Source organism: Ottowia sp. oral taxon 894 (assembly GCF_001262075.1).
Taxonomy (GTDB): Bacteria; Pseudomonadota; Gammaproteobacteria; order Burkholderiales; family Burkholderiaceae_C; genus Ottowia; species Ottowia massiliensis.
In genome coordinates this window covers 2,692,680-2,716,720 of sequence record NZ_CP012073.1, presented here as the reverse complement: position 1 = coordinate 2,716,720, position 24,041 = coordinate 2,692,680, and the positions used below count along the sequence as shown (strand labels likewise).

At 66.6% G+C, this 24,041-nt stretch carries 22 protein-coding genes and 1 pseudogene; 13 read left to right on the top strand and 10 right to left on the bottom strand.

From position 1 onward, the window contains the following. The first annotated feature begins 8 nt into the window (after nucleotides 1-8). Both ADJ79_RS11965 and ADJ79_RS11960 read left to right on the top strand, forming a co-directional pair. Complete coding sequence (locus ADJ79_RS11965; RefSeq protein ID WP_050716162.1) at nucleotides 9-317, top strand: helix-turn-helix domain-containing protein; 309 nt, start codon at nucleotides 9-11, stop codon at nucleotides 315-317. 73 nt (nucleotides 318-390) lie between these two features. Beyond that, entirely contained in the window at nucleotides 391-744 is a 354-nt protein-coding gene (locus ADJ79_RS11960) for an FKBP-type peptidyl-prolyl cis-trans isomerase (protein WP_050716161.1), read from the top strand. Between the two features lie 883 nt (nucleotides 745-1,627). Here ADJ79_RS11960 and ADJ79_RS11945 read toward each other — a convergent pair. From ADJ79_RS11945 to msrAB, 9 genes are all read right to left on the bottom strand, one after another. Continuing rightward, the gene (locus ADJ79_RS11945) at nucleotides 1,628-1,996 is read right to left on the bottom strand and encodes a FixH family protein (protein WP_050716158.1); all 369 of its coding nucleotides are present in this window, start codon (nucleotides 1,994-1,996) and stop codon (nucleotides 1,628-1,630) included. Between the two features lie 5 nt (nucleotides 1,997-2,001). Further along, on the bottom strand, nucleotides 2,002-3,402 hold the full coding sequence (ccoG, locus tag ADJ79_RS11940) for a cytochrome c oxidase accessory protein CcoG (protein WP_050716157.1): 1,401 nt from the start codon (nucleotides 3,400-3,402) through the stop codon (nucleotides 2,002-2,004). Nucleotides 3,403-3,704: 302 nt separating this feature from the next. After that, nucleotides 3,705-4,637: a cytochrome-c oxidase, cbb3-type subunit III gene (gene ccoP, locus ADJ79_RS11935; RefSeq protein WP_050716156.1), complete on the bottom strand. Its 933-nt coding sequence runs from the start codon at nucleotides 4,635-4,637 to the stop codon at nucleotides 3,705-3,707. A 34-nt stretch (nucleotides 4,638-4,671) separates the two neighbouring features. Then, nucleotides 4,672-4,809: a CcoQ/FixQ family Cbb3-type cytochrome c oxidase assembly chaperone gene (locus ADJ79_RS11930; RefSeq protein ID WP_050716606.1), complete on the bottom strand. Its 138-nt coding sequence runs from the start codon at nucleotides 4,807-4,809 to the stop codon at nucleotides 4,672-4,674. 14 nt (nucleotides 4,810-4,823) lie between these two features. Beyond that, nucleotides 4,824-5,444 carry a cytochrome-c oxidase, cbb3-type subunit II gene (gene ccoO, locus ADJ79_RS11925; RefSeq protein ID WP_050716605.1) on the bottom strand — a complete coding sequence of 207 codons (621 nt, stop codon included), beginning with the start codon at nucleotides 5,442-5,444 and terminating at the stop codon, nucleotides 4,824-4,826. A 26-nt stretch (nucleotides 5,445-5,470) separates the two neighbouring features. Then, nucleotides 5,471-6,946: a cytochrome-c oxidase, cbb3-type subunit I gene (gene ccoN / locus ADJ79_RS11920; RefSeq protein ID WP_050716604.1), complete on the bottom strand. Its 1,476-nt coding sequence runs from the start codon at nucleotides 6,944-6,946 to the stop codon at nucleotides 5,471-5,473. A gap of 75 nt (nucleotides 6,947-7,021) precedes the next feature. After that, on the bottom strand, nucleotides 7,022-7,159 hold the full coding sequence (gene ccoS / locus ADJ79_RS11915) for a cbb3-type cytochrome oxidase assembly protein CcoS (protein WP_050716155.1): 138 nt from the start codon (nucleotides 7,157-7,159) through the stop codon (nucleotides 7,022-7,024). Nucleotides 7,160-7,162: 3 nt separating this feature from the next. Then, complete coding sequence (locus ADJ79_RS11910; RefSeq protein WP_050716154.1) at nucleotides 7,163-9,511, bottom strand: cation-translocating P-type ATPase; 2,349 nt, start codon at nucleotides 9,509-9,511, stop codon at nucleotides 7,163-7,165. A gap of 501 nt (nucleotides 9,512-10,012) precedes the next feature. After that, nucleotides 10,013-11,644, bottom strand: coding sequence for a bifunctional peptide-methionine (S)-S-oxide reductase MsrA/peptide-methionine (R)-S-oxide reductase MsrB (gene msrAB / locus ADJ79_RS11900; protein ID WP_253273822.1), 1,632 nt, complete (start codon nucleotides 11,642-11,644; stop codon nucleotides 10,013-10,015). Between the two features lie 393 nt (nucleotides 11,645-12,037). On the opposite strand from msrAB, the gene ADJ79_RS14670 reads away from it, so the two are divergent. The 10 genes and pseudogenes from ADJ79_RS14670 (at nucleotide 12,038) to ADJ79_RS11855 (ending at nucleotide 20,473) form a co-directional block, all read left to right on the top strand. Further along, nucleotides 12,038-12,235: a hypothetical protein gene (locus ADJ79_RS14670; protein WP_156304203.1), complete on the top strand. Its 198-nt coding sequence runs from the start codon at nucleotides 12,038-12,040 to the stop codon at nucleotides 12,233-12,235. Between the two features lie 62 nt (nucleotides 12,236-12,297). Then, nucleotides 12,298-12,582 carry a c-type cytochrome gene (locus ADJ79_RS11890; RefSeq protein WP_371256853.1) on the top strand — a complete coding sequence of 95 codons (285 nt, stop codon included), beginning with the start codon at nucleotides 12,298-12,300 and terminating at the stop codon, nucleotides 12,580-12,582. Between the two features lie 346 nt (nucleotides 12,583-12,928). Beyond that, the gene (locus ADJ79_RS11885) at nucleotides 12,929-13,678 is read left to right on the top strand and encodes a hypothetical protein (RefSeq protein ID WP_050716151.1); all 750 of its coding nucleotides are present in this window, start codon (nucleotides 12,929-12,931) and stop codon (nucleotides 13,676-13,678) included. 118 nt (nucleotides 13,679-13,796) lie between these two features. Continuing rightward, nucleotides 13,797-14,576, top strand: a pseudogene (recO, locus tag ADJ79_RS11880) (DNA repair protein RecO); the annotation flags it as partial. Between the two features lie 89 nt (nucleotides 14,577-14,665). Then, nucleotides 14,666-15,439, top strand: a complete 774-nt coding sequence (locus ADJ79_RS11875; RefSeq protein ID WP_050716150.1) for a pyridoxine 5'-phosphate synthase — start codon at nucleotides 14,666-14,668, stop codon at nucleotides 15,437-15,439. Between the two features lie 233 nt (nucleotides 15,440-15,672). Then, nucleotides 15,673-15,909, top strand: a complete 237-nt coding sequence (locus tag ADJ79_RS14665; RefSeq protein ID WP_156304202.1) for a hypothetical protein — start codon at nucleotides 15,673-15,675, stop codon at nucleotides 15,907-15,909. A 54-nt stretch (nucleotides 15,910-15,963) separates the two neighbouring features. Further along, nucleotides 15,964-17,685 (top strand): DUF3426 domain-containing protein, encoded by a 1,722-nt coding sequence (locus tag ADJ79_RS11870; protein ID WP_050716149.1) that lies wholly within the window; start codon nucleotides 15,964-15,966, stop codon nucleotides 17,683-17,685. A gap of 23 nt (nucleotides 17,686-17,708) precedes the next feature. Further along, on the top strand, nucleotides 17,709-18,617 hold the full coding sequence (locus tag ADJ79_RS11865; RefSeq protein WP_050716148.1) for a carbohydrate kinase family protein: 909 nt from the start codon (nucleotides 17,709-17,711) through the stop codon (nucleotides 18,615-18,617). Between the two features lie 121 nt (nucleotides 18,618-18,738). Next, nucleotides 18,739-19,695 (top strand): ABC transporter substrate-binding protein, encoded by a 957-nt coding sequence (locus tag ADJ79_RS11860; protein WP_050716147.1) that lies wholly within the window; start codon nucleotides 18,739-18,741, stop codon nucleotides 19,693-19,695. 4 nt (nucleotides 19,696-19,699) lie between these two features. Beyond that, nucleotides 19,700-20,473: an ABC transporter permease gene (locus ADJ79_RS11855; RefSeq protein WP_050716146.1), complete on the top strand. Its 774-nt coding sequence runs from the start codon at nucleotides 19,700-19,702 to the stop codon at nucleotides 20,471-20,473. 238 nt (nucleotides 20,474-20,711) lie between these two features. Here ADJ79_RS11855 and ADJ79_RS11850 read toward each other — a convergent pair whose 3' ends face one another. After that, nucleotides 20,712-21,473: a 3-hydroxyacyl-CoA dehydrogenase gene (locus ADJ79_RS11850; RefSeq protein WP_050716145.1), complete on the bottom strand. Its 762-nt coding sequence runs from the start codon at nucleotides 21,471-21,473 to the stop codon at nucleotides 20,712-20,714. Between the two features lie 128 nt (nucleotides 21,474-21,601). Between ADJ79_RS11850 and priA the strand changes: the two genes are divergently transcribed. Further along, complete coding sequence (gene priA / locus ADJ79_RS11845) at nucleotides 21,602-23,764, top strand: primosomal protein N' (protein WP_050716144.1); 2,163 nt, start codon at nucleotides 21,602-21,604, stop codon at nucleotides 23,762-23,764. Nucleotides 23,765-24,041: the final 277 nt, after the last annotated feature.

The following is a 24,041-nucleotide window of genomic DNA, read 5'->3' as shown; positions in this document are numbered from 1 at the left end:
AACCCGTCATGAGTTCCAAGGAAACCGCCGCCACCAATCAGCTGCTGACCTTGCTGGAGTCGCGCTACGCCATCCGCGTGATATGGGCGCTGCGCGACGGACACGCCCAGACCTTCCGCCTGCTGCAAGACAGCGTCGGCAGCATCACCCCCAACACGCTCAACACCCGTCTCAGGGATTTGCGCGCGGCGGGCTTCATCACCCACGGCTCCGATGGCTACAGCCTCACGCCCAGCGGGCAGGATCTGTTCAAGCGCCTGTCGGACTTGCAGGCTTTCGCGGTGCGCTGGGTTGCATCGCAATCCAAAAAGAAGTGAATCACTCACCTGCACGCGCCCGGCAGGGCGCTTTTTTTTGGCCTTTGCTTTTTTCTCTTTAAGGAAGCCATTCATGCCCACGACTTCCAGCGGCCTTCAATATGAAGACATCACTCCCGGCACAGGCGCCGAGGCGCTCTCCGGCCGGACCGTGCAGGTGCACTACACCGGCTGGTTGCATGAACAGGGCCGGACGGGCGCGCCGTTTGACTCCAGCCGCAACCGGGGCCAGCCCTTCACTTTCGTGCTAGGCCAGGGCATGGTGATCGCCGGCTGGGACGAAGGCGTGGCGGGCATGAAGGCTGGCGGCCGCCGCAGGCTCATCATTCCGCCTGCGCTTGGCTATGGCGTGCACGGCATTCGCGGAGTGATTCCACCCAATGCCACGCTTGAATTCGATGTGGAGCTGCTCGCCGCGCAAGACTGAATCCCCCTGCCCTGCATGCATCAACGCGCCAGCTGGAATCCCGCCCGCCGCAACCGCCGCACAGGCACGGCAGCCAGCGGCTGCAAGCGGCGCGCGCCATTCGCAATGCCCGCTCCGTTCGGCCGCCAGCGGGAGCCGCGCGCTTTCCATGAACAGCTGCATTCGCCCGTCATCGTGTGGCGGCAAGTGGCGGGCCATTCACTGTGTTTCGCCGTGGAGCCGCCCCATCTGCCGGGCGGTTTTTTTCATCCCTGCACGGTAGATGACCTCTGCGCCGTCCTGGCAGGCTGCCCGCCGCATGACGTGGCCCGCGTGCGCACGATCGTGCTGCGCCAGCCCACACGACGCAAGCAGCGCATTTTCAGCCGGGCGTGGGGCCGCGCCTTGTTCGTGCGCCACGGCGCGTCTGTCATCGTGCTGGAAGCGCAAAGCCTGGCCAGCTGGCGCTGGCCTTTGGCGCTCGCGCCTGAATGGGCGCGCGAACTGGCCCGCCTGCGCGCTGACGGCCACACCGCGCAGCGCAACCGCCGCCACTGGCTTATCACGCCCTCACCCGACGCATTGCGTTGCACGCTGCTTTGGCGCACCTTGCTGCACGAATTGGGGCATATCGTCGATCACGCCCGCTGCCTGTCCGGCAAAGGGCAAGAGGTTTGGAAAACCCGCTGCTCCAACGCCAAAGAGGATTTCGCCCACCGTTACGCCCAGGAGCGCATGGCGGCGCTCCAAGCCAGCGGACCAGCGCCTTTTCCCGCAAAAAACGATTCCTCTTCCGTCTGTTGGGCGATGGCTTGCGGCCTGAATGGTTTCAGCCCGTGTTTTCATTCGCCGCAGCCCCTGAACGCAAGAGCTGCCATTCCGATTGAGAGGCCGTTCGCGCCTTTCAGCGCGGCGCGGGCTGGCCGTTTTCGCTTTTGCCGGGTTTTTCTTCTGCCATGCCGCCGGTGGCGGCGTGGTTGCGGGCCTGCAGGGCGGGAGCGTGGGCGGCTTGTTCGTGGCGGGCGGCGCCGGGGGCGGTTTGGCGCTGCCATTGTTCGTCGGTGTAGAGGTAGTCGGGGTTGGCAATGGCCAGGTAGAGGGTGAAAAAGCCTGCGATGACGACAAGCGCCGGGCCGCCGACCACCAGCCACATGATGCGGTAGCGCCACCAGGGGCCGGAGTGCGGCTCTTGCAGGCGCGGGCCAGGGCGCGGGCCGGGGGGTGATGGCTGGGCGGCTGGCGGTGCGGCTGATGGTGTTGGCGGCGTGTTCATGGGCTTTACCTTGGCAGCATGAAGATGGTTTTTTCGGTGACTTCGCCCAGCTGCGGCGCGCTGATGCGCAGTGTGACGGGGTGCGCGCCGGGCGCGGCGGCGTCATAGGGCGTTTGCAGGCGCACGGAGACCCATTTGGCCTGGGCGGCGGGCACTTCGACGGTGCGTCCAGCGGCCACTTCCAGGCCGGGCAGGCCCTGGGCTTGCAGGGTGAAGGTGTGGGCGGCTTCGGCGGCGTTCATGATTTGCACGCGGTAGATGTTTTCGATGCGGCCGCCGGCCACGATGCGGGCGAGCGCGGCGCGGTCGCGCACGATGTCCACTTTGAACGGGGTGCGCAGCGCGATGCTGGCGAGCAGCGCGATGATGACGGCGGCCAGGATGGCGGTGTAAACCAGCACGCGCGGGCGCAGCACGCGGCGCAGCAGCTGCTGGCGGCTCCAGCCGTTGGCCACGCCGTTTTCGGTGGAGTAGCGGATGAGGCCGCGCGGGTAGCCCATCTTGTCCATCACGCTGTCGCAGGCGTCGATGCAGGCGGCGCAGCTGATGCATTCGTATTGCAGGCCATTGCGGATGTCGATGCCCACGGGGCAGACTTGCACGCACAGGGTGCAGTTGATGCATTCGCCCAGGCCCTGCGCCTTGTAGTCGGCTTTTTTGGCGCGTGCGCCGCGCGGCTCGCCACGGGCGGCGTCGTAGGTGACGATGAGGGTGTCTTTGTCGAACATGGCGCTTTGAAAGCGCGCGTAGGGGCACATGTATTTGCAGACTTGCTCGCGCATGTGCCCGGCGTTGCCGTAGGTGGCGAAGGCGTAGAAAAAGACCCAGAAGGTTTCCCAGGGGCCGGGCGTGCCGTGCGCCAGGCTGGTCAGCAGCTCGCGGATGGGCGTGAAGTAGCCCACGAGGGTGATGCCGCACCACAGCGCAAAGGCAATCCACAGGGCCTGCTTGGCGAGCTTGCGGCCCAGTTTGCGGGCGGACATGGGGGCGGCGTCCAGTTTCATGCGGGCGTTGCGCTCGCCTTCGGCCAGGCGCTCCATCCACATGTAGATCTCGGTGTAGACGGTTTGCGGGCAGGCGTAGCCGCACCACTGGCGGCCCGCGACGGCGGTGAACAAAAACAGCGCCATCGCGGAGATGATGAGGATGGCCGCCAGGTAAATCACGTCCTGCGGGTAGAGCACGAGGCTGAAGACGTAAAAGCGCCGGCCTTCCAGATCGAGCCAGACGGCGGGCCGCCCGCCCCAGGTGAGCCAGGGCAGGCCGAAGAAGATGATTTGCGTGAGCCACACCAGCGCCCAGCGCCATTTGGCAAACAGGCCCGTGACGCTGCGGGCATAGACCTTTTTGGCGGCGGCGAAAAGCGGCGTGGCAGCGGCGCTGGCGGGGGCGGGCGGGGGGGTCATGACGTGGGAGCGGTGGATGAAATGGCATCACGCGCCCGGCTTGCGCGCCGTGCGTGCGGCAGGCGGCCAGGCAAACGCCTGCCCGGCGTTTGGCTTATGCGCCGTTCATGAGTCAAAAACAGGAGCAAATTCAAGGTGCCAGAAAATGGCTTCTGCGCAGTTTCCACTAAGACCTCTTGCTATGAATCAAGGAGCTAATTCATTCCCTTCCGGCAAGCGCGCAGGCGGCTGAAGCCAGCGCCTGCCCGCCAGCCGCGGGCTGCCGGAGCTGTCCGTAGTAGCGCGTGGTCCGGCCCGCCGCGTCACTGCGCGGCCGCTGCGCCGCCTTCGGCTTCGCCCTTGTGCGACAGGCTCCAGACATAGGCGGCCAGCACCTTGATTTGCTCGGGCGTGAACTTGGCGCCCCAGGCGGGCATGACGTTGGTCATGCCTTTGTTGATGCGCTCGACGATGGCGTTTTCGCCCCAGCCGTGCAGCCACACGTTGTCGGTGAGGTTGGGCGCGCCCAGGGCGGTGTTGCCCTTGCCGTCTTCGCCGTGGCAGGCGGCGCAGGCGGCGAACTTTTCCTGGCCCCGGCTGGCGCGGGCGGCGTCATGCGGGCTGCCCGAGAGGCTGAGCACGTATTGGGCCAGGTCGCGCACGTCTTGCGGCTCGCCCACGGCTTCGGCCATGGGCGGCATGTTGCCCATGCGGCCTTCGGTGATGGTTTCGACGATTTGCTCCGGCTCGCCGCCCCAGAGCCAGTCGCCATCGGTCAGGCTGGGAAAGCCTTTGCTGCCGCCGGCGTCCGAGCCGTGGCACTGGGCGCAGTTGTTCATGAACAGGCGGTCGCCAATGGCCACGGCCTGCCCGTTTTGCGCCAGCTCGGGGATGGTTTTGTCCTTGAAGGCGGCGTAGATGGACGCGGCCTGCTCGTTGCCGCGCGCCACTTCTTTTTCAAACTGGCCTTTTTGCGTCCACTGGAGCGCGCCCGGGTAAGTGCCCAGGCCGGGGTAGAGGTACAGGTAGGCCAGCGCAAAGGCCACGGTGATGAGAAACAGGCCCATCCACCAGCGCGGCATGGGGTTGTTCATTTCGCGCAAGTCGCCGTCCCAGACGTGGCCGGTGGTGTTGTCGCTGTCTGGCTGCACCTTGGCGCGCAGGGCCAGCCAAAGCAGCCACACGCAGCCAAAGATGCCGCCCAGGGAGATGGCCGTGATGTAAACGGGCCAGAAGCTGCTGGTGAAGTCGCTCATTTTTTTGGGGTGTCAGGCGTGGGTTGTTTCCGGTTCAGTCCTGCTCGAAGGGCAGGCGGGCGGCTTCTTCAAAGCCGGCCTGGTTGCGGCGCGACCAGGCCCAGGCGACGATGCCGATGAAGGCCGCGAAGGCCAGCACGGTGGAGATGCTGCGCAAGGTGTTGATGTCCATGACGGGCCTGCCTTTCACTTGCGGTGCAGGCCCAGCGATTGCAGGTAGGCAATCAGGGCATCCAGCTCGCTTTGGTCTTTCAGCTCTGCGGGGGCCTGTTCGATTTCTTCGTCGGTGTAGGGCGCGCCCAGGGCGCGCAGGCCGCGCATGTGCGCCTGGATGGTGGCGGCCGGCGCAGGCGTTTTTTCCAGCCAGGGATAGGCGGGCATGTTCGACTCGGGCACCACATCGCGCGGGTTGTGCAGGTGCAGGCGGTGCCATTCGTCGCTGTAGCGGCCGCCCACGCGGGCCAGGTCCGGCCCGGTGCGCTTGCTGCCCCAGAGGAAGGGGCGGTCATAGACGAATTCGCCCGCCACCGAGTAGGGGCCGTAGCGCAGGGCTTCGGCGCGGAAGGGGCGGATCATTTGCGAGTGGCAGTTGTTGCAGCCTTCGCGGATGTACACGTCGCGCCCGGCCACCTGCAAGGCGGTGTAGGGCTTCAGGCCCTCGATGGGCTGCGTGGTGGAGTGCTGGAAAAACAGGGGCACGATTTCCACCAGCCCGCCCATCGACACGACGATGAAGATGAGCACGATCATCAAAAAATTGCTGGTCTCGACGCGGGCATGCCCGGTGGCTTTTTCTTCTTCAGCCATTTGGTGTTGTCCTCGGGGTGTTTTTTTCAGGCGCGCGCCGGGGCGGCGGCGGGAGAGACGGCAGGCGCCGCATGGGCGGCCAGGGCCGGGATGGCAACCGGCGCGGCCTTGCCGGCGGCGGCGGTCTTGCAGGTGTTCCACAGCATGATGCACATGCCGCCCAGATAGAGCAGCCCGCCCAGCAGGCGCAGCACGTAGAAGGGGAAAGTGGCCTTGACGGATTCGACAAAGGTGTAGGTGAGCGTGCCGTCGGGATTGACCGCGCGCCACATCAGGCCCTGCATCACGCCCGCAATCCACATGGCGGCGATGTAGATGACGATGCCGATGGTGGCCACCCAGAAGTGCACTTCAATGGCCTTGACGCTGTACATGCGCGTCTGCCCGAACAGGCGCGGAATCATGTAGTAGAGCGATCCCATCGTGATCAGCCCCACCCAGCCCAGCGCGCCCGCGTGCACGTGGCCCACCGTCCAGTCGGTGTAGTGCGAAAGGGCATTGACGGTCTTGATGGACATCATCGGCCCCTCGAAGGTGGACATGCCGTAAAACGACAGCGCCACGATGAGAAAACGCAAGATGGGGTCGTCGCGCAGCTTGTGCCATGCCCCCGAGAGGGTCATGATGCCGTTGATCATGCCGCCCCAGCTGGGCGCCAGCAGGATGAGCGAAAACACCATGCCCACGCTCTGCGTCCAGTCCGGCAGCGCCGTGTAGTGCAGGTGGTGCGGGCCGGCCCACATGTAGGTGAAGATGAGCGCCCAGAAGTGAACGATTGACAGGCGGTAGCTGTAAACGGGGCGCCCGGCCTGCTTGGGGATGTAGTAATACATCATGCCCAGAAAGCCCGCCGTAAGGAAAAAGCCCACGGCGTTATGCCCGTACCACCACTGCACCATCGCATCCTGCACGCCCGCGTAGGCCGAGTAGGACTTGAACCAGCCCACGGGCAGCTCGGCGTTGTTCACCACATGCAGCAGCGCGATGGCAATGATGTAGGCGCCGTAGAACCAGTTGGCCACGTAGATGTGGCGCACGCGGCGCGTGCCCACGGTGCCGAAAAACACCACGGCAAAGGCCAGCCACACCAGGGTGATGAGCACGTCAATCGGCCACTCCAGCTCGGCGTATTCCTTGCTGCTGTTCAGGCCCATCGGCAAAGTGATGGCGGCGGCCACGATCACCGCCTGCCAGCCCCAGAAGGTGAAGGCGGCCAGCTTGTCGGAAAACAGCCGCACCTGGCAGGTGCGCTGCACGATGTAGTAGGCCGTGGCAAACAGCGCCGAGCCGCCAAAGGCAAAGATCACCGCGTTGGTGTGCAGCGGGCGCAGCCGCCCGTAGCTCAGCCACGCAATGCCCAGGTTCAGCTCCGGCCAGGTCAGCTGGGCCGCGCAAATCACGCCCACCAGCATGCCCACCACGCCCCAGACGACGGACATGATGGCAAATTGCCTGACCACCTTGTCGTTATAGACAGTGGATTGTGTATTCAGGGATTTCACTTGCACCTCTTTGTTTCGGATTTTTGATATTAACCATGCGTGCAGCCAGGGCATGATTGATTGCCATCAAGCCCTTCAGTCCTGCTCAAGAATGCGTTCGCCCTCGCGCTCCACGTCGTCAAACTGACCGCTGTAAATGGCCCAGCCCAGCGCCGCCAGAATGAAAAACGCCAGTCCGACGGACAGGGGAATGAGAAGAAAAAGAATGTCCATCGCTCAGTCTCTTGACAGGCGCAGCGCGTTGAGTGCCACCAGCAGCGAGCTGGCCGCCATGCCCAGCCCGGCGGCCCAGGCGGGCATCAGCCCGGCCACGGCCAGCGGCACGCCCACGGCGTTGTAGGCGGCGGCCCAGGCCAGGTTCTGCCGCACCACGCGCAGCGTGCGGCGCGCCTGCGCCAGGGCGCCGGCAATGGCCGACAGGCGATCGCCCAGCGCCACGAAATCAGCTTGCGCTTGCGCCAGCGGCACGGCGCGGCCAAAGGCGAAAGACACATGCGCCGCCGCCAGCGTGGGGGCGTCGTTCAGCCCGTCGCCCACCATGGCCACGCGGCGGCCCGCCTGCTGCCACTGGCGCACGGTGCGCAGCTTGTCATCGGGCGTCAAGCCGCCTTGCGCCTCTTCAATGCCCGCCTGCCGCGCCAGCCTTTGCGCGGCAAGCGGCCTGTCGCCCGAGAGCAGCGCCACGCGCACGCCTGCCGCGTGCAGCGCCGCCACGGCGGCGGCGGCATCGGGCCGCAAGTCTTCGTCAAACACGAAAGCCGCCAGCCAGCGCGCGCCGCCGTCATCAACGCGGCTCAAGTGGCAGGCCAGCGCGCCCGCTGCTTCATCACGCACGGCTTCATCGCCCGCCACGCCGCAAAAACGCGCCGAACCCAGCCGGAAACCGCCTGCTTCAATGCCCTGCCCCGCCACTTCACGCCAGCCCGGCAGCGGCTCTTGCGGCACGGCCAGCCCGGCTTTTTCAGCTTGCGCGGCCAGCGCCCGCGCCACGGGGTGCAGGCTGCCGCGCGCCATCTGCGCCGCCAGCGCCAGCGCCTGCGTTTCGCCCATGTCTTCACTCGCCCGCAGCTGCCGCAGCGCAAAGGCATCGCGCGTGAGCGTGCCGGTTTTGTCGAAAACCACCGTGTCCACGCCAGCCAGCGCCTCCAGCGCCTGCAAGCGGCGCACCAGCACGCCGCGCCGCGCCATCCAGCCCGCGCTGGCCAGCAGGGCCGCCGGCGTGGCCAGCGACAGGGCGCAAGGGCAGGTCACCACCAGAATGGAAACGGCCACCATCAGCGCCCGCGCCGGGTCTTGCGGCCACCACCCGGCGCAAGCCGCGCCCGCCGCCAGCAGCACGGCCAGCAAAAAGGGCCGCGCCATCTTGTCGGCCAGGCGCGCCACGCCCGGCTTGCTGCTGGCCGCCTGCTCCATCAGCGCCACGATTTGCGCGTAGCGCGTGCCAGCGCCTGCCTGCTGCACGCGCACCTCGACGGCGGCGGACAGGTTGTGGCTGCCCGCCACCACCTGGCTGCCCTCGCCGCGCTCCAGCGGGGTGGATTCGCCCGTGAGCAGCGCCTCATCCACCAGCGTGCGGCCTTTGAGCACCTGGCCATCGGCCGGAAAAACCTCGCCCGGCCACACCCGCAGCACGTCGCCCGCGCGCAAGCGGCGCGCCGCCACGCGCTGCCAGGCCCCTGGCGCGCCTTTTTCGCCCGCCTGCCAGCGCTCCACGCTTTGCGGCAAGCGATGCATGAGCTTTTCCAGCGCGCCTGCCGTGCGCTCGCGCAGGCGCAGCTCCAGCCAGCGGCCCGTGAGCAAGAAGAACACGAACATGGTGAGCGAGTCGAAATACACCTCGCGCCCGAAAGGCCCGGCCGGCTCGAACGTACCCAGCGAACTCACGCCAAAGGCCACCAGCATCGCCAGCGCCACCGGCAAATCCATGCTGATGCGGCGCAGCTTCAAATCCAGCCACGCGTTTTTGAAAAACGGCCCGCACGAAAACAGCACCACGGGCATGGCCAGCACCCACTGCGCCCAGCGCAGCAGGTATTGCGTCTGCGCATCCATTTCGCCCGGCGCGGTGAAGTAGGCGGGCGCCGCATACATCATCACTTGCATCATGCAAACGCCGGCCACGCCCAGGCGCCACAGCATGCGGCGCGTTTCGGCCTGCCGGCGCGCGCTGCCTGCCGCGTCATGCGCGGGCGCGGGCCGGTAGCCGGCGGCCAGCGCGGCCTGCATCCAGGCGGAAGGCCGCGTGGCGCTTTCGTCCCACACCACGCGGCCGCGATGGCTGGCGGCGCTCACTTGCGCGTCGCGCACGCCCGGCACGGCGCGCAAGGCGTCTTCAATCGTGCCCGCGCAAGCGGCGCAATACATGCCCTCGAACGCCACACTGGATTCCCACAGCCGCGCGCCTTCGCCCGCCGCTGCGGCAACCGGACGGCTGAACGCCGCCCATTCATCGGCTTCGTCCAGCAGCGCGAAATCCGCGCCCTGCCCTGCCCGGGCGCGCACCCGGCCTGCATCCGGCGCATCCGGCAGCGCGGCAGGCAATGAAAGCGCGGAAGAAGCGGTCATGGCGAAATAGAAAAAATCAATGAACTATTGATAACCCATATTTTAGACAATGTATTGTTTTGTGCCTTCCCTTGCGCGCCCGCCCCGCAATCCATGGTTTTTTAGTGCGGCATTGCAGCGCCCGCTTGTGCGAAAGCGTTTTTCCTGGCTCGCTTTTTTCGCCACGCCAACGCGCGCGCCTGACGGAACCCGGCGCAAGAAAGGCGCGCCCTGCCCCGGCGGCCGTTCAGTGGCAGGCCATGAACAGAAACAGGGCATTAAAAAGAGGAGCTGATTTGGCAGGGCCAAAACACCGTCCAGCGCAGTTTCCACTAGGACATCTTGCTATGGAACAAGGAGCGAAAAACGGCCTTTCCAGGCATGCGCAAGACGTCGCCTGGAGCGGGCTGGCCGCGCGCGGCGGCAAAAGCGGTCTGGCCTGGGGCGCAAACGCCAAAAAGACAAACGCCCAAAAGACGCAAACCGCAAGCAGGCCGCGCGCACAGACCCTTCAGCGGCCTTTCAGTGCGTGACGGCTTTTTTCCATGCGCCGTAGCCTTGCGCATCCATCTGCTCCAGCGGCACAAAGCGCAGGCTGGCGCCGTTGATGCAGTAGCGCAGGCCGCCTTGGTCTTTGGGGCCGTCGTCGAACACGTGGCCCAGGTGCGAGTCGGCGGCGCGGCTGCGCACTTCGGTGCGCAGCATGTTGTAGCTGCGGTCTTCACGCTCGGTGACGGCGGCTGGCTCAATGGGGCGGGTGAAGCTGGGCCAGCCGCAGCCGGAGTTGAATTTGTCGGCGGAGCTGAACAGCGGCTCGCCGCTGACGACATCGACATAAATGCCCGGCTCGAACAGGTGGTCGTATGCGTGGCTGAAGGCGCGTTCGGTGCCGCTTTGCTGGGTGACGCGGTATTGCTCGGCGCTGAGCTGCCGGCGCAGCGTGGCCTCGTCGGGCTTGCGCCACCGGGCCGCTGGCTGGGCTGCTGGCTGGGCTGCCAGCTGGGCGTCTGATTTGCCGCTCAAGGGTTCGTCCGCCTTGCGGATGTCAATGTGGCAATAGCCGTTGGGGTTTTTGAGCAGGTAGTCCTGGTGGTATGCCTCGGCTTCGTGAAAGTGGGCCAGCGGCAGGTTTTCCACGACGACGGGCTGCTGGTGCTTTTTCTGCTCTTGCGCCAGGGCGGCGGCAATCACGGGCTGGTCGGCCGCGTCGGTGTAGTACACGCCGCTGCGGTATTGCTCGCCCCGGTCGTTGCCCTGCTTGTTCAGGCTGGTGGGATCGACCACGCGCAGGTAGTACTGGAGGATGTCTTGCAGGCTCAGGCGATCGGCATCCCAGGTCACGCGCACGGTTTCGGCGTGGCCGCTGTGGCGATAGGAAACATCTTCATAGCTGGGCTTGGCGCTGCTTTTGCCGTTGGCATAGCCGGAAACGGCGTCAATCACGCCGGGCACGCGCTGGAAATAGGCTTCCAGCCCCCAGAAGCAGCCGCCTGCAAGGTAAATGGTGCGAGTGTTCATGGCTTGAGCTTTCTTTGAATGGCCGGATTGGGCGCCGGGTTTGTAGAAGGCCGTTTGCAGTTTGCCCAGATCGGCATCGGGGCTAGCCATCAGGGCCAGGGCCTGCTGCTCATTGAGGCTGCCTTTGACCACGCGCGCCAGCTGGCCGTTGGCGTCCAGCACGGCCCAGGAGGGATAGACGCTCACGCCCAGCGCGCGCGCCAGGCCGCCGCCGTTGTCAATCAGCACGGGCAGCGCCGGGTAGTCCAGGCCCCGGTACCACTGCTCGAACTGGCCGAGTTTTTTCTCGCCCAGATGGCCGGGCGAAGCCAGGGTGACGAGGTTGGCGCCGGCAAAGCGCGCGTCTTTGGCCCAGCCCTCGGTTTCCTGCAATTGCGACAGGCACAGCGGGCACCAGCTGGCCCAGAACTTGATGAGCGTGGGCCGCCCCGCTTTCAGATGGGCAGCGGCAGGCTGGCCCGCCACGTCATGCAGCGCGGCCAGCCTGGCCTGCAAAGAGGCGGCGGCGGAAGCGGCAGGAGCGGCGGAAGCGGCGCTCGCCATCGCCGGTTGGAGGCGGGGCCAGGCCAGCGCGGCCAGGCAGGCCAGCGAGGCCAGCGAAACCAGCGTTTTGCGCGGCCAACTTGAATGCGACATCGAATAACTCCTTTCACATGAATGCGGCGCGGGCGGCCGGATGCCAGCGCTGAACGCCGCCCGGAAAACGGCCCGGCGGCGCATCAGCGCAAGAACCTGCACAAAGGCAGCCGGCCCGCGCCTGCCTCAACAGTCGTTCAGACCAGCCCCATCCTGACAGCGGCGGCTGAAGAAATACCGGCAAGCGCTGCCCTTTTGCCTTCTGCACGGCCCGCAAAAGCCTGTTTTTCGCTCCTTGTTTCATAGCATGACCTCCCCGCTAAACGTGCGCAAAAGCCCTTTTGATGGCGCTGAATTCGCTCCTGTTTTTAATGCCATCGGCCACGCTGGCCCGTTTCACCCGGGCGGGGCGGCCTCTTGCTTTCGCGCACGCCAGGGCGGGCGCAGACAGGCATGTCTGCCATTCTGGCGATGAAACTTGCCAAAAATAAATCACCATCAAAAATCGCTTGCCATTTATCAAATCGCACCATCATGATTATCAATAAATGTTCATTTGCATCATCGTTGCACCGGTTATGGATTCTTGAGGCAAATCAATTTCACGGCTGCTTTGCGCCAGGGCGCTCTAAAATGCGTCAACCCGGATAAAACGGCCTGCGTTATCCGGGCAAGGGGTCCAACCTGATTTCCCATGATGAAAGGAAACAATCGTGAAATACCATATTCTGCTTATTCTGGCCTGCCTGGCCGCCCCGGCCATGGCTGACGAAAGCCTGGCAAAAGCCAAAAACTGCTTGGTCTGCCACGCGACAGACAAAAAAGTGATGGGCCCCGCCTTCAAAGACGTAGCCGCCAAATACGATGACGCCTCCACCGTGGTTGCGAGCATCAAAAACGGCAGCAAAGGCAAATGGGGCGCCATTCCCATGCCGCCCAACAAGGTGTCTGATGAAGACGCGCAAAAACTGGCGCAGTGGATTCTGTCGCTGAAATAACATGGAGCCACAGGCAGCGCCATTGCAGCTTTTTCGCCAGGCCGGTGAAACTCATGAGCTGGCCTGCAATGGCTTCAATGCGCGCGCCTTCTTTTTTTGAATTCTCGAATGCGCGCCTGAATGGCTGAATCATCAAGGCAAGCGCGCGGAATGCGCCGCTAAAACAAAGAAAATGGAAAGCGCCTGACCGGCCAAAACCACAAGGCGCGAAATCAATGGCATTGAAGAAACGCCCGCCCGTTTGAAACAAGCCTTCCGGCGCACCGCCTTGCGCCACGCAGCCCGCGCAGCGGCCAGATAATGCGGGGCTTTGAACGCCAAACTGCCTCCGTCTGCCGCCCGCGCCATGCCTTTTGTGTCTTTCCGCCTTGCCCTGCCCCTCATCGCCGCCGCCGCGCTGGCCGCCTGCGCGGGCGGCCCGCCCGTGCCGGACTGGCAGGTCAAAAGCGTGGCCCACGCCAGCCGCTACACCCAGGCCTATCTGCTGGGCAACGAGCGCGTGGCCCGGCGCGAATTCGAACAGGCCCGGCAGCAAGCGGCCAGCACCGGCCAGCCCGAGCAAGTCGCCCGCGTGGAACTCACCCGCTGCGCCCTGCAGGCGGCCAGCCTGGACTTCGCCCCCTGCACCGGCTTTGAAGCCCTGCGCGAAGACGCGCCGCCTGCCGAAGCCGCCTATGCCGACTGGCTTGCGGGCCAGGCCAGCGCCGCGCAGGCCGCCCTGCTGCCCGCCGCCTACCGGGCCATCGCCGCCGCAAATGCCGCCGCGCCCGCCGCAGCCGATGCCGCCGCCGCGCTCAAGGCCATTGAAGACCCCGCCTCCCGCCTGATTGCCGCTGGCGTGCTCATGCGAAGCCAGCGCGCCAGCCCCGCCGTCGCCGCACTGGCTGTCGAAACAGCCTCGGCCCAAGGCTGGCGGCGCCCCCTGCTCGCCTGGCTGGGCGTGCAGCAGCGCCTGGCGCAGCAAAGCGGCCAGGCCGAAGAAGCCGCCCGCCTGCGCCGCCGCATGGACCTGGCGGCCCCGCTGCCCGCCGCTGCGCCCAAAGGCCAAGGCGCTCCAGACGCTCCGGGCGCTGCCAGCGCCGCCAAACCGCTTTGAGCCGCGCTTTGAGCCGGGCGGCCGCATCCGCCTTCGCTTCCGGTTTCATGGCGGCGAATCCAGCCCGCATCACAGCTTACGGCTGCCTTCGCGCCTGAAGCTTCACCCCTTTTCGTGCATGACCGCCCGCCGCATCGCCCAGCAGCCCGCCTACGTGCTGCACCACTATGACTGGAGCGAGTCCAGCCTGATTCTGGAAACCTTCACCCGCCAGCACGGGCGCGTGGCGCTGGTGGCCAAGGGTGCCAAGCGGCCCAGCTCCAGCCTGCGGCCCGTGCTGCTGCCCTTGCAGCCGCTGCTGCTGGGCTGGGGGGGCGACGCCGAAATCCGCACCCTCAAAAGCGCCGAATGGGCGGGCGGGCACGTCATGCCCACAGGGCAGGCGCTGCTGTCGGGCTATTACGCCAATGAACTGCTGATGCGCCTGCTGGCGCGCGATGACGCGCATCCTGCCCTGTTCGACGCCTACGCCGCGCTGGTGCACACCCTGGCCCTGCACTCGGGCGCTGCCGGACAGGCTGATGTGCTGCACGCCGCCTTGCGCGCCTTTGAGCTGCTGCTGCTGCGCGAAACCGGCCACCTGCCCGCGCTGAACGCGCAAACGCTCACCCTCGCGCCCGTGCAGGCAGGCGCGCGCTACTGCCTCGTGCCCGAAGGCGGCCTGCGCCAGGCAACCGATGGCGACGGCGCCTGGCTGGATGGCGCGCACTGGCTCTCGCTGCACCATGCCTTGCAAGAAAGAGGCAGCGCACGCGCGCCCTTTGCCGCCGTGCTGGCCGCCTGCGCCGCGCTGGGCACCGCCCGCAGCCGCCTGCTGGCACAACTGCGCGGCCTGCTTCACTACCATTGCGGGCGCAGCTTGCGCACGCGGCAAATGATGGCCGAGCTGCAACAGCTGCAAAGCGCCGCCGCCGCGCTTTCCCCGCTTTCCCCGCTTTCCCCGCTTTCCCCATCTTCCGCGCCTTTTCCGGCTGACCCCGAATCCGAATGAACACCCGGCTTTCCGTCAATGTCAACAAGGTCGCCCTCGTGCGCAACACGCGCCATCTGGGCATCCCGTCCGTCACCCGCGCCGCCCTGCTTTGCCTGCAAGCGGGCGCGCACGGCATCACCATCCACCCCCGGCCCGACGGCCGCCACATCCGCGCCCATGACGTGGGCGAACTCGCCGCCCTGCTGCGCCAGTGGCCGGGGCGTGAATTCAACATCGAAGGCAACCCGCTGCAAAACCTCATGCCCCACATCGAAGCCGCGCGCCCGCAGCAAGCCACCTTCGTGCCCGACGCCGAAGACCAATTCACCAGCGACCACGGCTTTAACCTGACCGACGCCGCCACCCGCGAGCGCCTGGCCCCGCTCATCGCCCAGTGCCGCGCCTGGGGCGTGCGCGTGAGCCTGTTCATGGACCCGCTGCCGCAGCAAATGCCCCTGGCCCGCGCCCTGGGCGCCAGCCGCGTGGAGCTGTACACCGAGCCTTACGCCCTGGCTTTTGCCCGCCATGCCGGACAAGGCACGGCTGAAACCGCGCAAGCGCTGCAAGCCGAAGCCGCCCGCTATGCCGCTGCCGCCCAGGCCGCGCAAGCCGAAGGGCTGCAAGTGAACGCGGGGCACGATTTGAACCAGCAGAACCTCACGCCTTTTTTGCAGGCCGTGCCCGGCGTGGCCGAAGTCAGCATCGGCCACGCCTTCATGGCCGATGCGCTCGAAGCCGGCTATGCCGCCACCGTGCGCGGCTACCTGGCCTGCATCGCGGCGGCGTGACAGCTGCTCTGCCGCCTAAGCGCGTCTGCAAATCGGATATTTCTGCTACTTGATTTCAAACAGGTGCCCCGCAGCGCCCCGGCGGCAAGCTGCCGGATGACGGCATCTACGCCATGAGGCAAAAAGCACCACGCCGAAGGCTGGCCCGTCAGCAAGACATTGGAGCAAAAACAGGAGCAAATTCAAGGGGGCCTAAACACCATTGCGCGCAGTTTCCACTAGGACATATCGCTATGAATAAAGGATCTGAAATGAGCCAGTCAAGGCCGCCTGCTCAGCTCCGGGCGCGCCGCTTTGCCCAGACCGCCCAATCCGCCCTGTTCATCGCCTGTCTCATCGCTGTCTTCCCGCTTGCGCTGCCGCTGGCTGGTGAAAACACCCTTACCGGCCCATATCCGTCTGGCCCCTATCAGCTCTACCGGCCCGCGCTTTTTCAAATCCGGGGGCCGGGCGGAGGCATTTCGGCCTGAAAATACGCGCCTTTGCCGCCTTTTCCCTGATCCGCTTCTCTTTTTCTCCTGCGCATGGCACTGATTACCCGCTGCCCCGCTTGCGCCACCTTGTTCAAGGTTGTGCCCGATCAGCTCCGCATCTCCGCAGGCTGGGTTCGCTGCGGCCATTGCAGGCGCGTGTTTGACGCCCGGAAAAACCTGCAAGACCCCGAATCCGCGCCGCCGCCCCTGCCAGACGCGCCAGACGCGCCCAAGGCCGCCCCCGTCGCTCCTTCCGCCGCAGTTGCCGCCACTGCCGAGCCGCCTGCGCCATCCAGCGGCACGCGCCGCGCCACGGCGGACGAGATGACGCAGTTTCGCGCCCTGTTCGAGCAGATTTCGGCCCAGCAGCATCCCGAAGGCGCGCTTTCGGCCCCGGCCCCCATGCCGGAAACCGTGCCTGCTCCCGCCGCGCTGCGCGACGCCGCCGCTGGCGCGGAAGGCGGCGAACCGGAGGAAGGCCGTATCACCTTCCTCTATTCCCTGCTGGAAACGGGCGACTCCGAAAGCGCTGGCGAAGGCCAAGAGCGCCCCGCTTCAGGCAGCGGAGAAACTGACGAAGAAGGAGACGGCGAAAGCAGCGCCCTCGCTCGCGTTGCTGAAGCAGAAGCCGGAAACGCCGCGCACCAGGCCAGCGTCTCCGCCGCGCAAGAAGAGGAGGAAGACAGGAGCGTGGCTCCGCCCGCCGAAACGCCCCCGGGCGGCGTGGACTTTCTGCTCAGCGGCATCGGCTCTTATCTGCTGGACCCGGAACCGGCCGCCGCACCTGCGCAGCAGCCCGGGCCAGAACCGCAGCCGCAGGCAGAGGAGTCCCCTGCCCTGCCAATGGCCGCGCAGCCCGCGCATGAATCCGCCCGCGACGAGCGCCAGCCCGTGCAGCCGCCCCTGTTCATGCCTTCGGTGCCTTTTGACCCGGACGAGTGGCCGCTTGAGCCGCCTCCCGGCAGCAAGCCGCCAGTGCGGCCTGCGCCGCTGGACATTCCCGCCGCGCCGCTCACGCCGTCAGCGCCCGCCCAGCCTGCTCTTGCCGCCGCCGAAGCCGCGCCCAAGAGCCGCGTGGATGGCAAGCCTTCTGAAAAAGCGTCTCGCGGAGCGTCTGACAAGGCATCTGACAAAGCGCATGGCAAGTCCGCAGGCAAAACCAGAAAGACCGCGCCTGAAGCGCCCAAAGCTCCGAAATCACCCGCCCCGCACCGGCAGCGCCCGGAAACGGCTGAAGCCGCTGCGGCGGCCGAGCCTTCCTTTGTGCGCGAAGCGCGCCAGCGCGCCATGTGGCAGCGCCCCGGCGTGCGCCTGGCCATGGGCGGCGCTTTCGGCCTGCTGGCGCTGGCGCTGGCGGTGCAGGTCGCCATTCACAACCGCTCCTGGCTGGCTGCGCGCGCACCCGCTACCAGGCCCGTGCTCACTGCCCTGTGCCTGCCGCTGGGCTGCAAGGTGGAGCCTTACCGGCTGCTGGACGCCATCGTCATCGACAGCTCCAGCTTCGTGCGCACCAGCGCCAACACCTTCAACCTGAGCTTTGGCCTGCGCAACACGGCTGATCTGCCCGTGGCCACGCCTTCGCTGGAACTCACGCTCAGCAACGGCGAGGGCAAAACCGTGCTGCGCCGCGTGCTGCCCCCCGCCGAGCAGGGCGCATCCGCCGAAATGGCCGCGCGCGGCGAATTCACGGGCGCCGTCACCCTCACCGTGGATGGCGATGCGGCTGACCCTGCCGCCATCGTCGGCTACCGCCTCACCGCCTTCTACCCCTGAACCCTGAAAGGCTTTCGCTTCCCATGTCCGTTCTCATCTGCGGCTCCATCGCGTTCGACACCATCATGAACTTCGATGGGCGCTTTGCCGACCAGCTCCTGCCCGACCAGCTGCACAACATCAACGTCTCTTTCGTGGTGCCGGGCCTGCGGCGCGACTTCGGCGGCTGCGCGGGCAACATCGCCTACGCGCTGCGCCAGCTGGGCGGCGCGCCGCTGCCCATGGCCACAGTGGGCGTGGACGGCGCCGATTACCTCGCGCGCCTGAAATCGCTGGGCATCAGCGCCGAATTCGTGCGCGAAGTGCCCGGCATGATGACCGCGCAGGCGCTCATCATGACCGACACGGGCAACAACCAGATCACTGCCTTTCACCCCGGCGCGATGACGCAGGCGCACATCAACACCGTCACCGCCCGCGACGACATTCGCCTGGGCATCATCTCGCCCGACGGGCGCGAAGCCATGCAGCAGCACGCCCGCCAGTTCAAGGCAGCGGGCATTCCCTTCGTGTTTGACCCCGGCCAGATGCTGCCCGCCTTTGACGGCGCCGAGCTGCTGCAATTCATCGAACTGGCCGACTGGGTGGCCGTCAATGACTACGAAGCCCACATGCTGTGCGAGCGCACCGGTCTGGCACTGCCCGACCTCTCTCGCCGCGTGCGCGCCCTAGCCGTCACCCTGGGCGGCGAAGGCTGCGACATCTGGGAAGGCGGCCAAAGCCAGCGCGTTGCCCCCACGGCCGCCAGCCAGATTGCCGACCCTACCGGCTGCGGCGACGCCTGGCGCGGCGCGCTGCTCTACGGCCTGGAGCAAGGCTGGCCCGTGGCCCGCTGCGCCGCCCTCGGCAACCGCCTGGGCGCGATCAAGATCGCCTCGCACGGCCCGCAGAACTACCAGGTGCAAAAAGAAGCGCTGCTGGCAGGCATCTGAAAACCCCGGGCGCGCCTGCCACCCGCGCCGCGTGAAACGGGCCGCCGCCGTTTCCCATGCTGCCGCCCGCCTGGCCGGGAGGCAGGTTTTTCCGGCTTTCACATATCAACAGGAGACAAACTTGTCCAAGGCATTCATCAAGATCGTTTCTGCCGTGGCGCTGGCCGCCTGCGCGGCAAGTGCGGCAGCGCAAGAGGCCACCAAGGTGGTCATGGGCATTTCGGGCTGGACGGGCTACGGGCCGCTCTCGCTGGCCGAGAAAACCGGGCTGTTCAAAAAGCACGGCATCGAGGCCGAAATCAAGATGATTCCGCAAAAAGACCGCCATCTGGCGCTGGCTTCCGGCGCCATCCAGTGCGCGGCCACGGCGGTGCAATCGCATATTTCCTGGACGGTCAATGGCGTGCCCATCACGCAAATCTTCCTGATGGACCGCTCCCACGGCGCAGACGGCCTGGCCGTGCGCGACAACATCAAGAGCTTTGCCGACCTCAAGGGCAAAACCATCGCCGTCAGCGCGCCCGGCACCACGCCGCACTTTTTTCTCTCGTGGATGCTCAGCAAAAACGGCATCCGCCTCAAAGACATACGCACCGTCGCGCTGGAGCCGCAGCCCGCCGCGCAAGCCTTCGTTTCAGGCCGCAACGACGCAGCGGTGAGCTACGAGCCGTATCTGTCCACCATCCGCGCCAAGCCCGAAGCGGGCCGCATCCTGGCCACCACCGTGGACTATCCGGCCGTGATCGACACCTTCGGCTGCACGCCGCAGTGGCTCAAGGCCAACCCCAAGGCCGCCCAAGGCATCACTGACGCCTACTTCGAGGCGCTCGACATGATCAGCAAAGAGCCTGAAAAGGCCTACGGCATCATGGGCGAAGTGGTCAAGCAAACGGGCGAGCAGTTCGCCGAATCGGCCAAGGCGCTGCGCTGGGCCGACAAGGCCGAGAACCAGAAGTTCTTCGCCAGCGAAGTGCAGCCTTTCATGAAGGAAGCCGCCGCCATCTTGCTTGAATCTGGCGTCATCCGCCAGCTTCCGCAAACCTACGACGGCCTGGCCGATCCGCAATTCATCCGGTAAATCCGTGCGTCCGCTGCAACCTGTCACGCCCGGCGTCCGCTGGGCGCTGGGCATCGCTTTTTTCGCGCTGTTCGTGGCCGCCTGGTGGCTCGTAACCGCCCTTGGCTGGGTATCGCCCACCTTTTTGGCCAGCCCGGCCGCGATGGCGCGCGAAGGCGTGCTGCTGTTTACCGAATACGGCTTCGCCAAAGACGTGGGCATGACCGTCTGGCGCGTGATGGGCGGCTTCGCGCTGGCCGCCGCCATTGGCGTGCCGCTGGGCATTCTGATGGGCGCTTTCAAGCCTGTTGAAGCCTTTCTGGAGCCATTTGTCAGCTTCTGTCGCTATCTGCCGGCTTCCGCCTTCATTCCACTGCTCATCCTGTGGGCGGGCGTGGACGAAGTGCAGAAGCTGCTGGTCATCTTCATCGGCTCTTTCTTCCAGCTCGTGCTGATGATCGCCATCTGCGTGGGCGGCGCGCGGCGCGACCTGGTGGAAGCCGCCTACACGCTGGGCGCCAGCGGCGGCGGCGTGGTGCGGCGCGTGCTCATTCCGGGCGCGGCCCCGCAAATTGCCGAAACGCTGCGGCTGGTGCTGGGCTGGGCCTGGACTTACATCATCGTGGCCGAACTCATCGGCTCGTCCAGCGGCATCGGCCACATGATCGTGGACAGCCAGGCGCTGCTCAACACCGGGCAGATCATCTTCGGCATCATCGTCATCGGCGTCATCGGCCTGGTGTCCGACTTCGCCTTCAAGCTCCTCAACCGGCGCCTGTTCGCCTGGGCCTCGCTGTGAGGGGCTGGTTCCCAATACACCGGATTCAAGGCTCTTATCTGCTCCTTGTTCGATAGCATGACGTCCTAGTGGAAACAGCGCAGAATGGCATTTTGCGCCCCCTTTATTTGCTCCTTGTTTTGATGCGGCGCAGGGGTCAAAACAAGGCGATGCGGCAGGAATGCGGCCCTGAACTGCGCTGTGCCGCTGCCTGCCGCGCCAGGCCGCCGGGCGGTTTTGCGCGGGGCCTTGCGGGCGCTTATTTCGGCGGCATGCGGATGGCGCCGTCGAGCCGGATGACTTCGCCGTTGAGCATGTCGTTTTCCAGAATGTGGCGCACCAGCCGGGCGTAGTCTTCGGGGCGGCCCAGGCGGCTGGGGAAGGGCACGCTGGCGGCCAGCGCGTCTTGCACGGGCTGCGGCATGCCAAAGATCATGGGCGTGGCGAAGATACCGGGCGCGATTGTCATGTTGCGGATGCCGCTGCGCGCCAGATCGCGCGCGATGGGCAGCGTCATGCTCACGATGCCGCCTTTGCTGGCGCTGTAGGCGGCCTGGCCCATTTGCCCGTCAAACGCGGCGATGCTGGCGGTGGAGATGATCACGCCGCGCTCGCCCGTATCGGCTTGCGGCTCGTTGTGCGTCATGGCCTCGGCGGCCAGGCGGATCATGTTGAAGGTGCCAATCAGGTTGATGTTGATGGTGCGGGCGAAGGATTCCAGCCGGTGCGCGCCGTTTTTGCCCGCCACTTTTTCCGCCGGGGCCACGCCCGCGCAGTTGATCAGTGCGGCCAGCTGGCCCAGCGCCTGCGCCTTTTGCACGGCGGCCAGGCCATCGGCCTCGCTGGTGACGTCGCAGCGCACGAAAGCGCCGCCGATTTCGCGCGCCACGGCCTCGCCTTTGTCGGCCTGCAAGTCGGCCACGACCACCCGGCCGCCTGCAGCGGCCAGCATGCGCGCCGTGCCTTCGCCCAGACCCGACGCGCCGCCTGTGACGATGAACGCCCTGTTTTCGATTTGCATGTTTTCTGATCTCCTTTGTGCATGGTTGAGGAATGGGCCAGCGCGCATTGTGGAGCGCCAGGCGGGCGGGCCGTCTCCTGTTTTTCCCTGTATGTGCCGGGGCGCCGCTGCCACAATCGCCGCCCGCCATGCCAGAGACTGCCGCCGCGCCTTCCGCACCCTTTGAACCCTGCCACTGGCTGGCCGTGGCCGTGCCCGCGCCAGCCCACAGCGCGCTGGCGCAAACGCTCACCTACGCCCACAGCGCGCCGCTGCCCGCCGGCACGCTGGTGCGCGCCCCGCTGGGCCAGCGCGAAGTGCCGGGCGTGGTGTGGGGCCTGGCCGATGCGCCCGATGCCGCGCTGGCCGCGCACGTCAAACCCCTGGCCTGCGCCTTCACCAGCCTGCCGCCGCTGGATGAAAACTGGCGCCAGCTGATCGCCTTCACAGCCCGCTACTACCAGCGCGCGCTGGGCGAAGTGGCGCTGGCGGCGCTGCCGCCGCAGTTGCGCACGCTGGACGAAGCGCAAATGGCGCGGCGGCTGGCCAAGCTGGCCAAGCAAGACGCCGTGGCGCAAGGCCCGGCCACGCCCGCCGCCAGGCCCAGCCCCACGCCGCAGCAGGCCGCCGCGCTGGCACAAATCGCCCAAGGCGCAGGCCCCTTTTTGCTGCACGGCGCCACGGGCAGCGGCAAAACAGAGGTCTACATGCGCGCCGCCGAAGCCGTGCTGGCGCAAGACGCCGCCGCGCAAGTGCTGGTGCTCGCGCCCGAAATCAACCTCACCCCGCAGCTTCAGGCGCGCCTGGCCGCGCGCTTTGCGCCGCTGCTGGGCGCAGGCGCCGTGGTGGCCATGCACAGCGGCCTCACGCCCGCGCAGCGCCTTTCGGCCTGGCTGGCTGCGCACACGCAGCGCGCGCGCATCGTGCTGGGCACGCGCATGGCCGTGCTCGCTTCCATGCCCGCCTTGCGCCTGATCGTGGTGGATGAAGAGCACGACCCCAGCTACAAGCAGCAAGAAGGCGCACGCTACTCCGCGCGCGATCTGGCCGTGTATCGCGCGCGCTTGCAAGGGGCCAAAGTCATCCTCGGATCGGCCACGCCGTCGCTGGAGAGCTGGCACGCCAGCCGCCCGGACGGGGGCAAATACCAGCGCCTGGTCATGCCCTCGCGCGTGGGCAGCGGTGCGGGCGTTGATGGAGCAGCCGCGCTGCCCCTCGTGCGGCGCGTGGACATGAACCGCCAGCCGCGCGGCACGGTGATTGCCGCGCCGCTGCTGCAAGCCATCACCGAACGCGTGGGGCGCGGCGAGCAGTCGCTCATCCTCCTGAACCGCCGGGGCTGGGCGCCCGTGCTGCACTGCGCCAATTGCGGCTGGAAAAGCGAATGCCCGCATTGCAGCGCCTTCCGCGTCTTTCACCGCGCCGACCGCAGCCTGCGCTGCCACCACTGCGGCCTGGCGCAGCCCGTGCCCCGCGCCTGCCCCGCCTGCGGCAACGCCGACATCACCCCCATCGGCCGGGGCACCGAGCAGCTGGAAGAGCGCCTGGCCGCCCTGCTGCAAACCGCCCGCCGCCCCGACGGGCAGCCCGCCCGCATCGCCCGCATGGACGCCGACACTACCCGCCTCAAAGGCGCGCTGGCCCAGCAGCTGGCGCACGTGCACGACGGCAGCGTGGACGTGCTTGTAGGCACGCAAATGATTGCCAAAGGGCACGATTTTCGCCGCGTCACCCTCGTGGCCGCGCTCAACCCCGACACGGCGCTTTTTTCCAGCGACTTTCGCGCGCCCGAGCGCCTGTTTGCCCTGCTCATGCAGGCCGCAGGCCGCGCCGGGCGCGACGCCGCCTACAGCCAGGCCAGCGGCCAGGGTAGCGAAATGTGGGTGCAAACCGAACACCCCGCCCACCCCTTGTTTGAAGCCCTCAAACGCCACGACTACCCCGGCTTTGCCGCCAGCCAGCTGGCCGAACGCCAGGCCGCCGGCCTGCCCCCCTACGTCCACCTGGCCCTGCTGCGCGCCGAAAGCCGCGCCCTGCCGGCGGCCATCGCCTTTTTGCAAGACGCCGCCGCCGCGCTGCAAGCCGACCCGGCCCTGGCGCACTGGGCCGCCCACGTCACCTGCTACCCCGCCGTGCCCGCCGCCATGCAGCGCCTAGCCGGCATGGAACGCGCCCAGATGCTGCTGGAAAGCCCCCGCCGCGCCGCCCTGCAAGGCCTGCTGGCGGGTTGGCAAGCCGCCCTGCACGCCTTGCGCGCGCGCCACAAAGCCGTGCTGCGCTGGGCCATTGATGTGGACCCGCTCAGCTTTTGAGGGCCTGTTCAGGAGCAGGCGGAGAAAACGGGCAGACAGCAGCATGAACGCAGCACAGGCGGCGGGCAAGCAGCGTTATTTCGCTCCTAGATTAATAGCATGGAGTCCTAGTGGAACGGGCATATACCGGCATTTTTAACCGCTCAAATTTGCTCCTGTTTTCGGTGTAATTCAGCAAGCATCCTCTATCCGCTAGTCACCCCAAAGCCTGCGGCAGCCGACTTGCATTCGCCGTACTTCGCGCAAGGGCATAAATAGATACCCCTATATGTAGAAA

Bases quoted from the DNA above. Each gene is read 5' to 3' on its own strand.
- priA (WP_050716144.1), top strand. From the start codon at position 21,602: ATGCCAGAGACTGCCGCCGCGCCTTCCGCACCCTTTGAACCCTGCCAC.
- msrAB (WP_253273822.1), bottom strand. From the start codon at position 11,644: ATGTCGCATTCAAGTTGGCCGCGCAAAACGCTGGTTTCGCTGGCCTCG.
- ADJ79_RS11930 (WP_050716606.1), bottom strand. From the start codon at position 4,809: ATGGACATCAACACCTTGCGCAGCATCTCCACCGTGCTGGCCTTCGCG.
- ADJ79_RS11850 (WP_050716145.1), bottom strand. From the start codon at position 21,473: ATGCAAATCGAAAACAGGGCGTTCATCGTCACAGGCGGCGCGTCGGGT.
- ccoG (WP_050716157.1), bottom strand. From the start codon at position 3,402: ATGACCCCCCCGCCCGCCCCCGCCAGCGCCGCTGCCACGCCGCTTTTC.
- ccoS (WP_050716155.1), bottom strand. From the start codon at position 7,159: ATGGACATTCTTTTTCTTCTCATTCCCCTGTCCGTCGGACTGGCGTTT.
- ADJ79_RS11870 (WP_050716149.1), top strand. From the start codon at position 15,964: ATGGCACTGATTACCCGCTGCCCCGCTTGCGCCACCTTGTTCAAGGTT.
- ADJ79_RS11945 (WP_050716158.1), bottom strand. From the start codon at position 1,996: ATGAACACGCCGCCAACACCATCAGCCGCACCGCCAGCCGCCCAGCCA.
- ccoP (WP_050716156.1), bottom strand. From the start codon at position 4,637: ATGAGCGACTTCACCAGCAGCTTCTGGCCCGTTTACATCACGGCCATC.
- ADJ79_RS11910 (WP_050716154.1), bottom strand. From the start codon at position 9,511: ATGACCGCTTCTTCCGCGCTTTCATTGCCTGCCGCGCTGCCGGATGCG.
- ADJ79_RS14670 (WP_156304203.1), top strand. From the start codon at position 12,038: ATGTCTGCCATTCTGGCGATGAAACTTGCCAAAAATAAATCACCATCA.
- ccoO (WP_050716605.1), bottom strand. From the start codon at position 5,444: ATGGCTGAAGAAGAAAAAGCCACCGGGCATGCCCGCGTCGAGACCAGC.
- ADJ79_RS14665 (WP_156304202.1), top strand. From the start codon at position 15,673: ATGAATAAAGGATCTGAAATGAGCCAGTCAAGGCCGCCTGCTCAGCTC.
- ADJ79_RS11965 (WP_050716162.1), top strand. From the start codon at position 9: ATGAGTTCCAAGGAAACCGCCGCCACCAATCAGCTGCTGACCTTGCTG.
- ADJ79_RS11865 (WP_050716148.1), top strand. From the start codon at position 17,709: ATGTCCGTTCTCATCTGCGGCTCCATCGCGTTCGACACCATCATGAAC.
- ADJ79_RS11885 (WP_050716151.1), top strand. From the start codon at position 12,929: ATGCCTTTTGTGTCTTTCCGCCTTGCCCTGCCCCTCATCGCCGCCGCC.
- ADJ79_RS11960 (WP_050716161.1), top strand. From the start codon at position 391: ATGCCCACGACTTCCAGCGGCCTTCAATATGAAGACATCACTCCCGGC.
- ADJ79_RS11875 (WP_050716150.1), top strand. From the start codon at position 14,666: ATGAACACCCGGCTTTCCGTCAATGTCAACAAGGTCGCCCTCGTGCGC.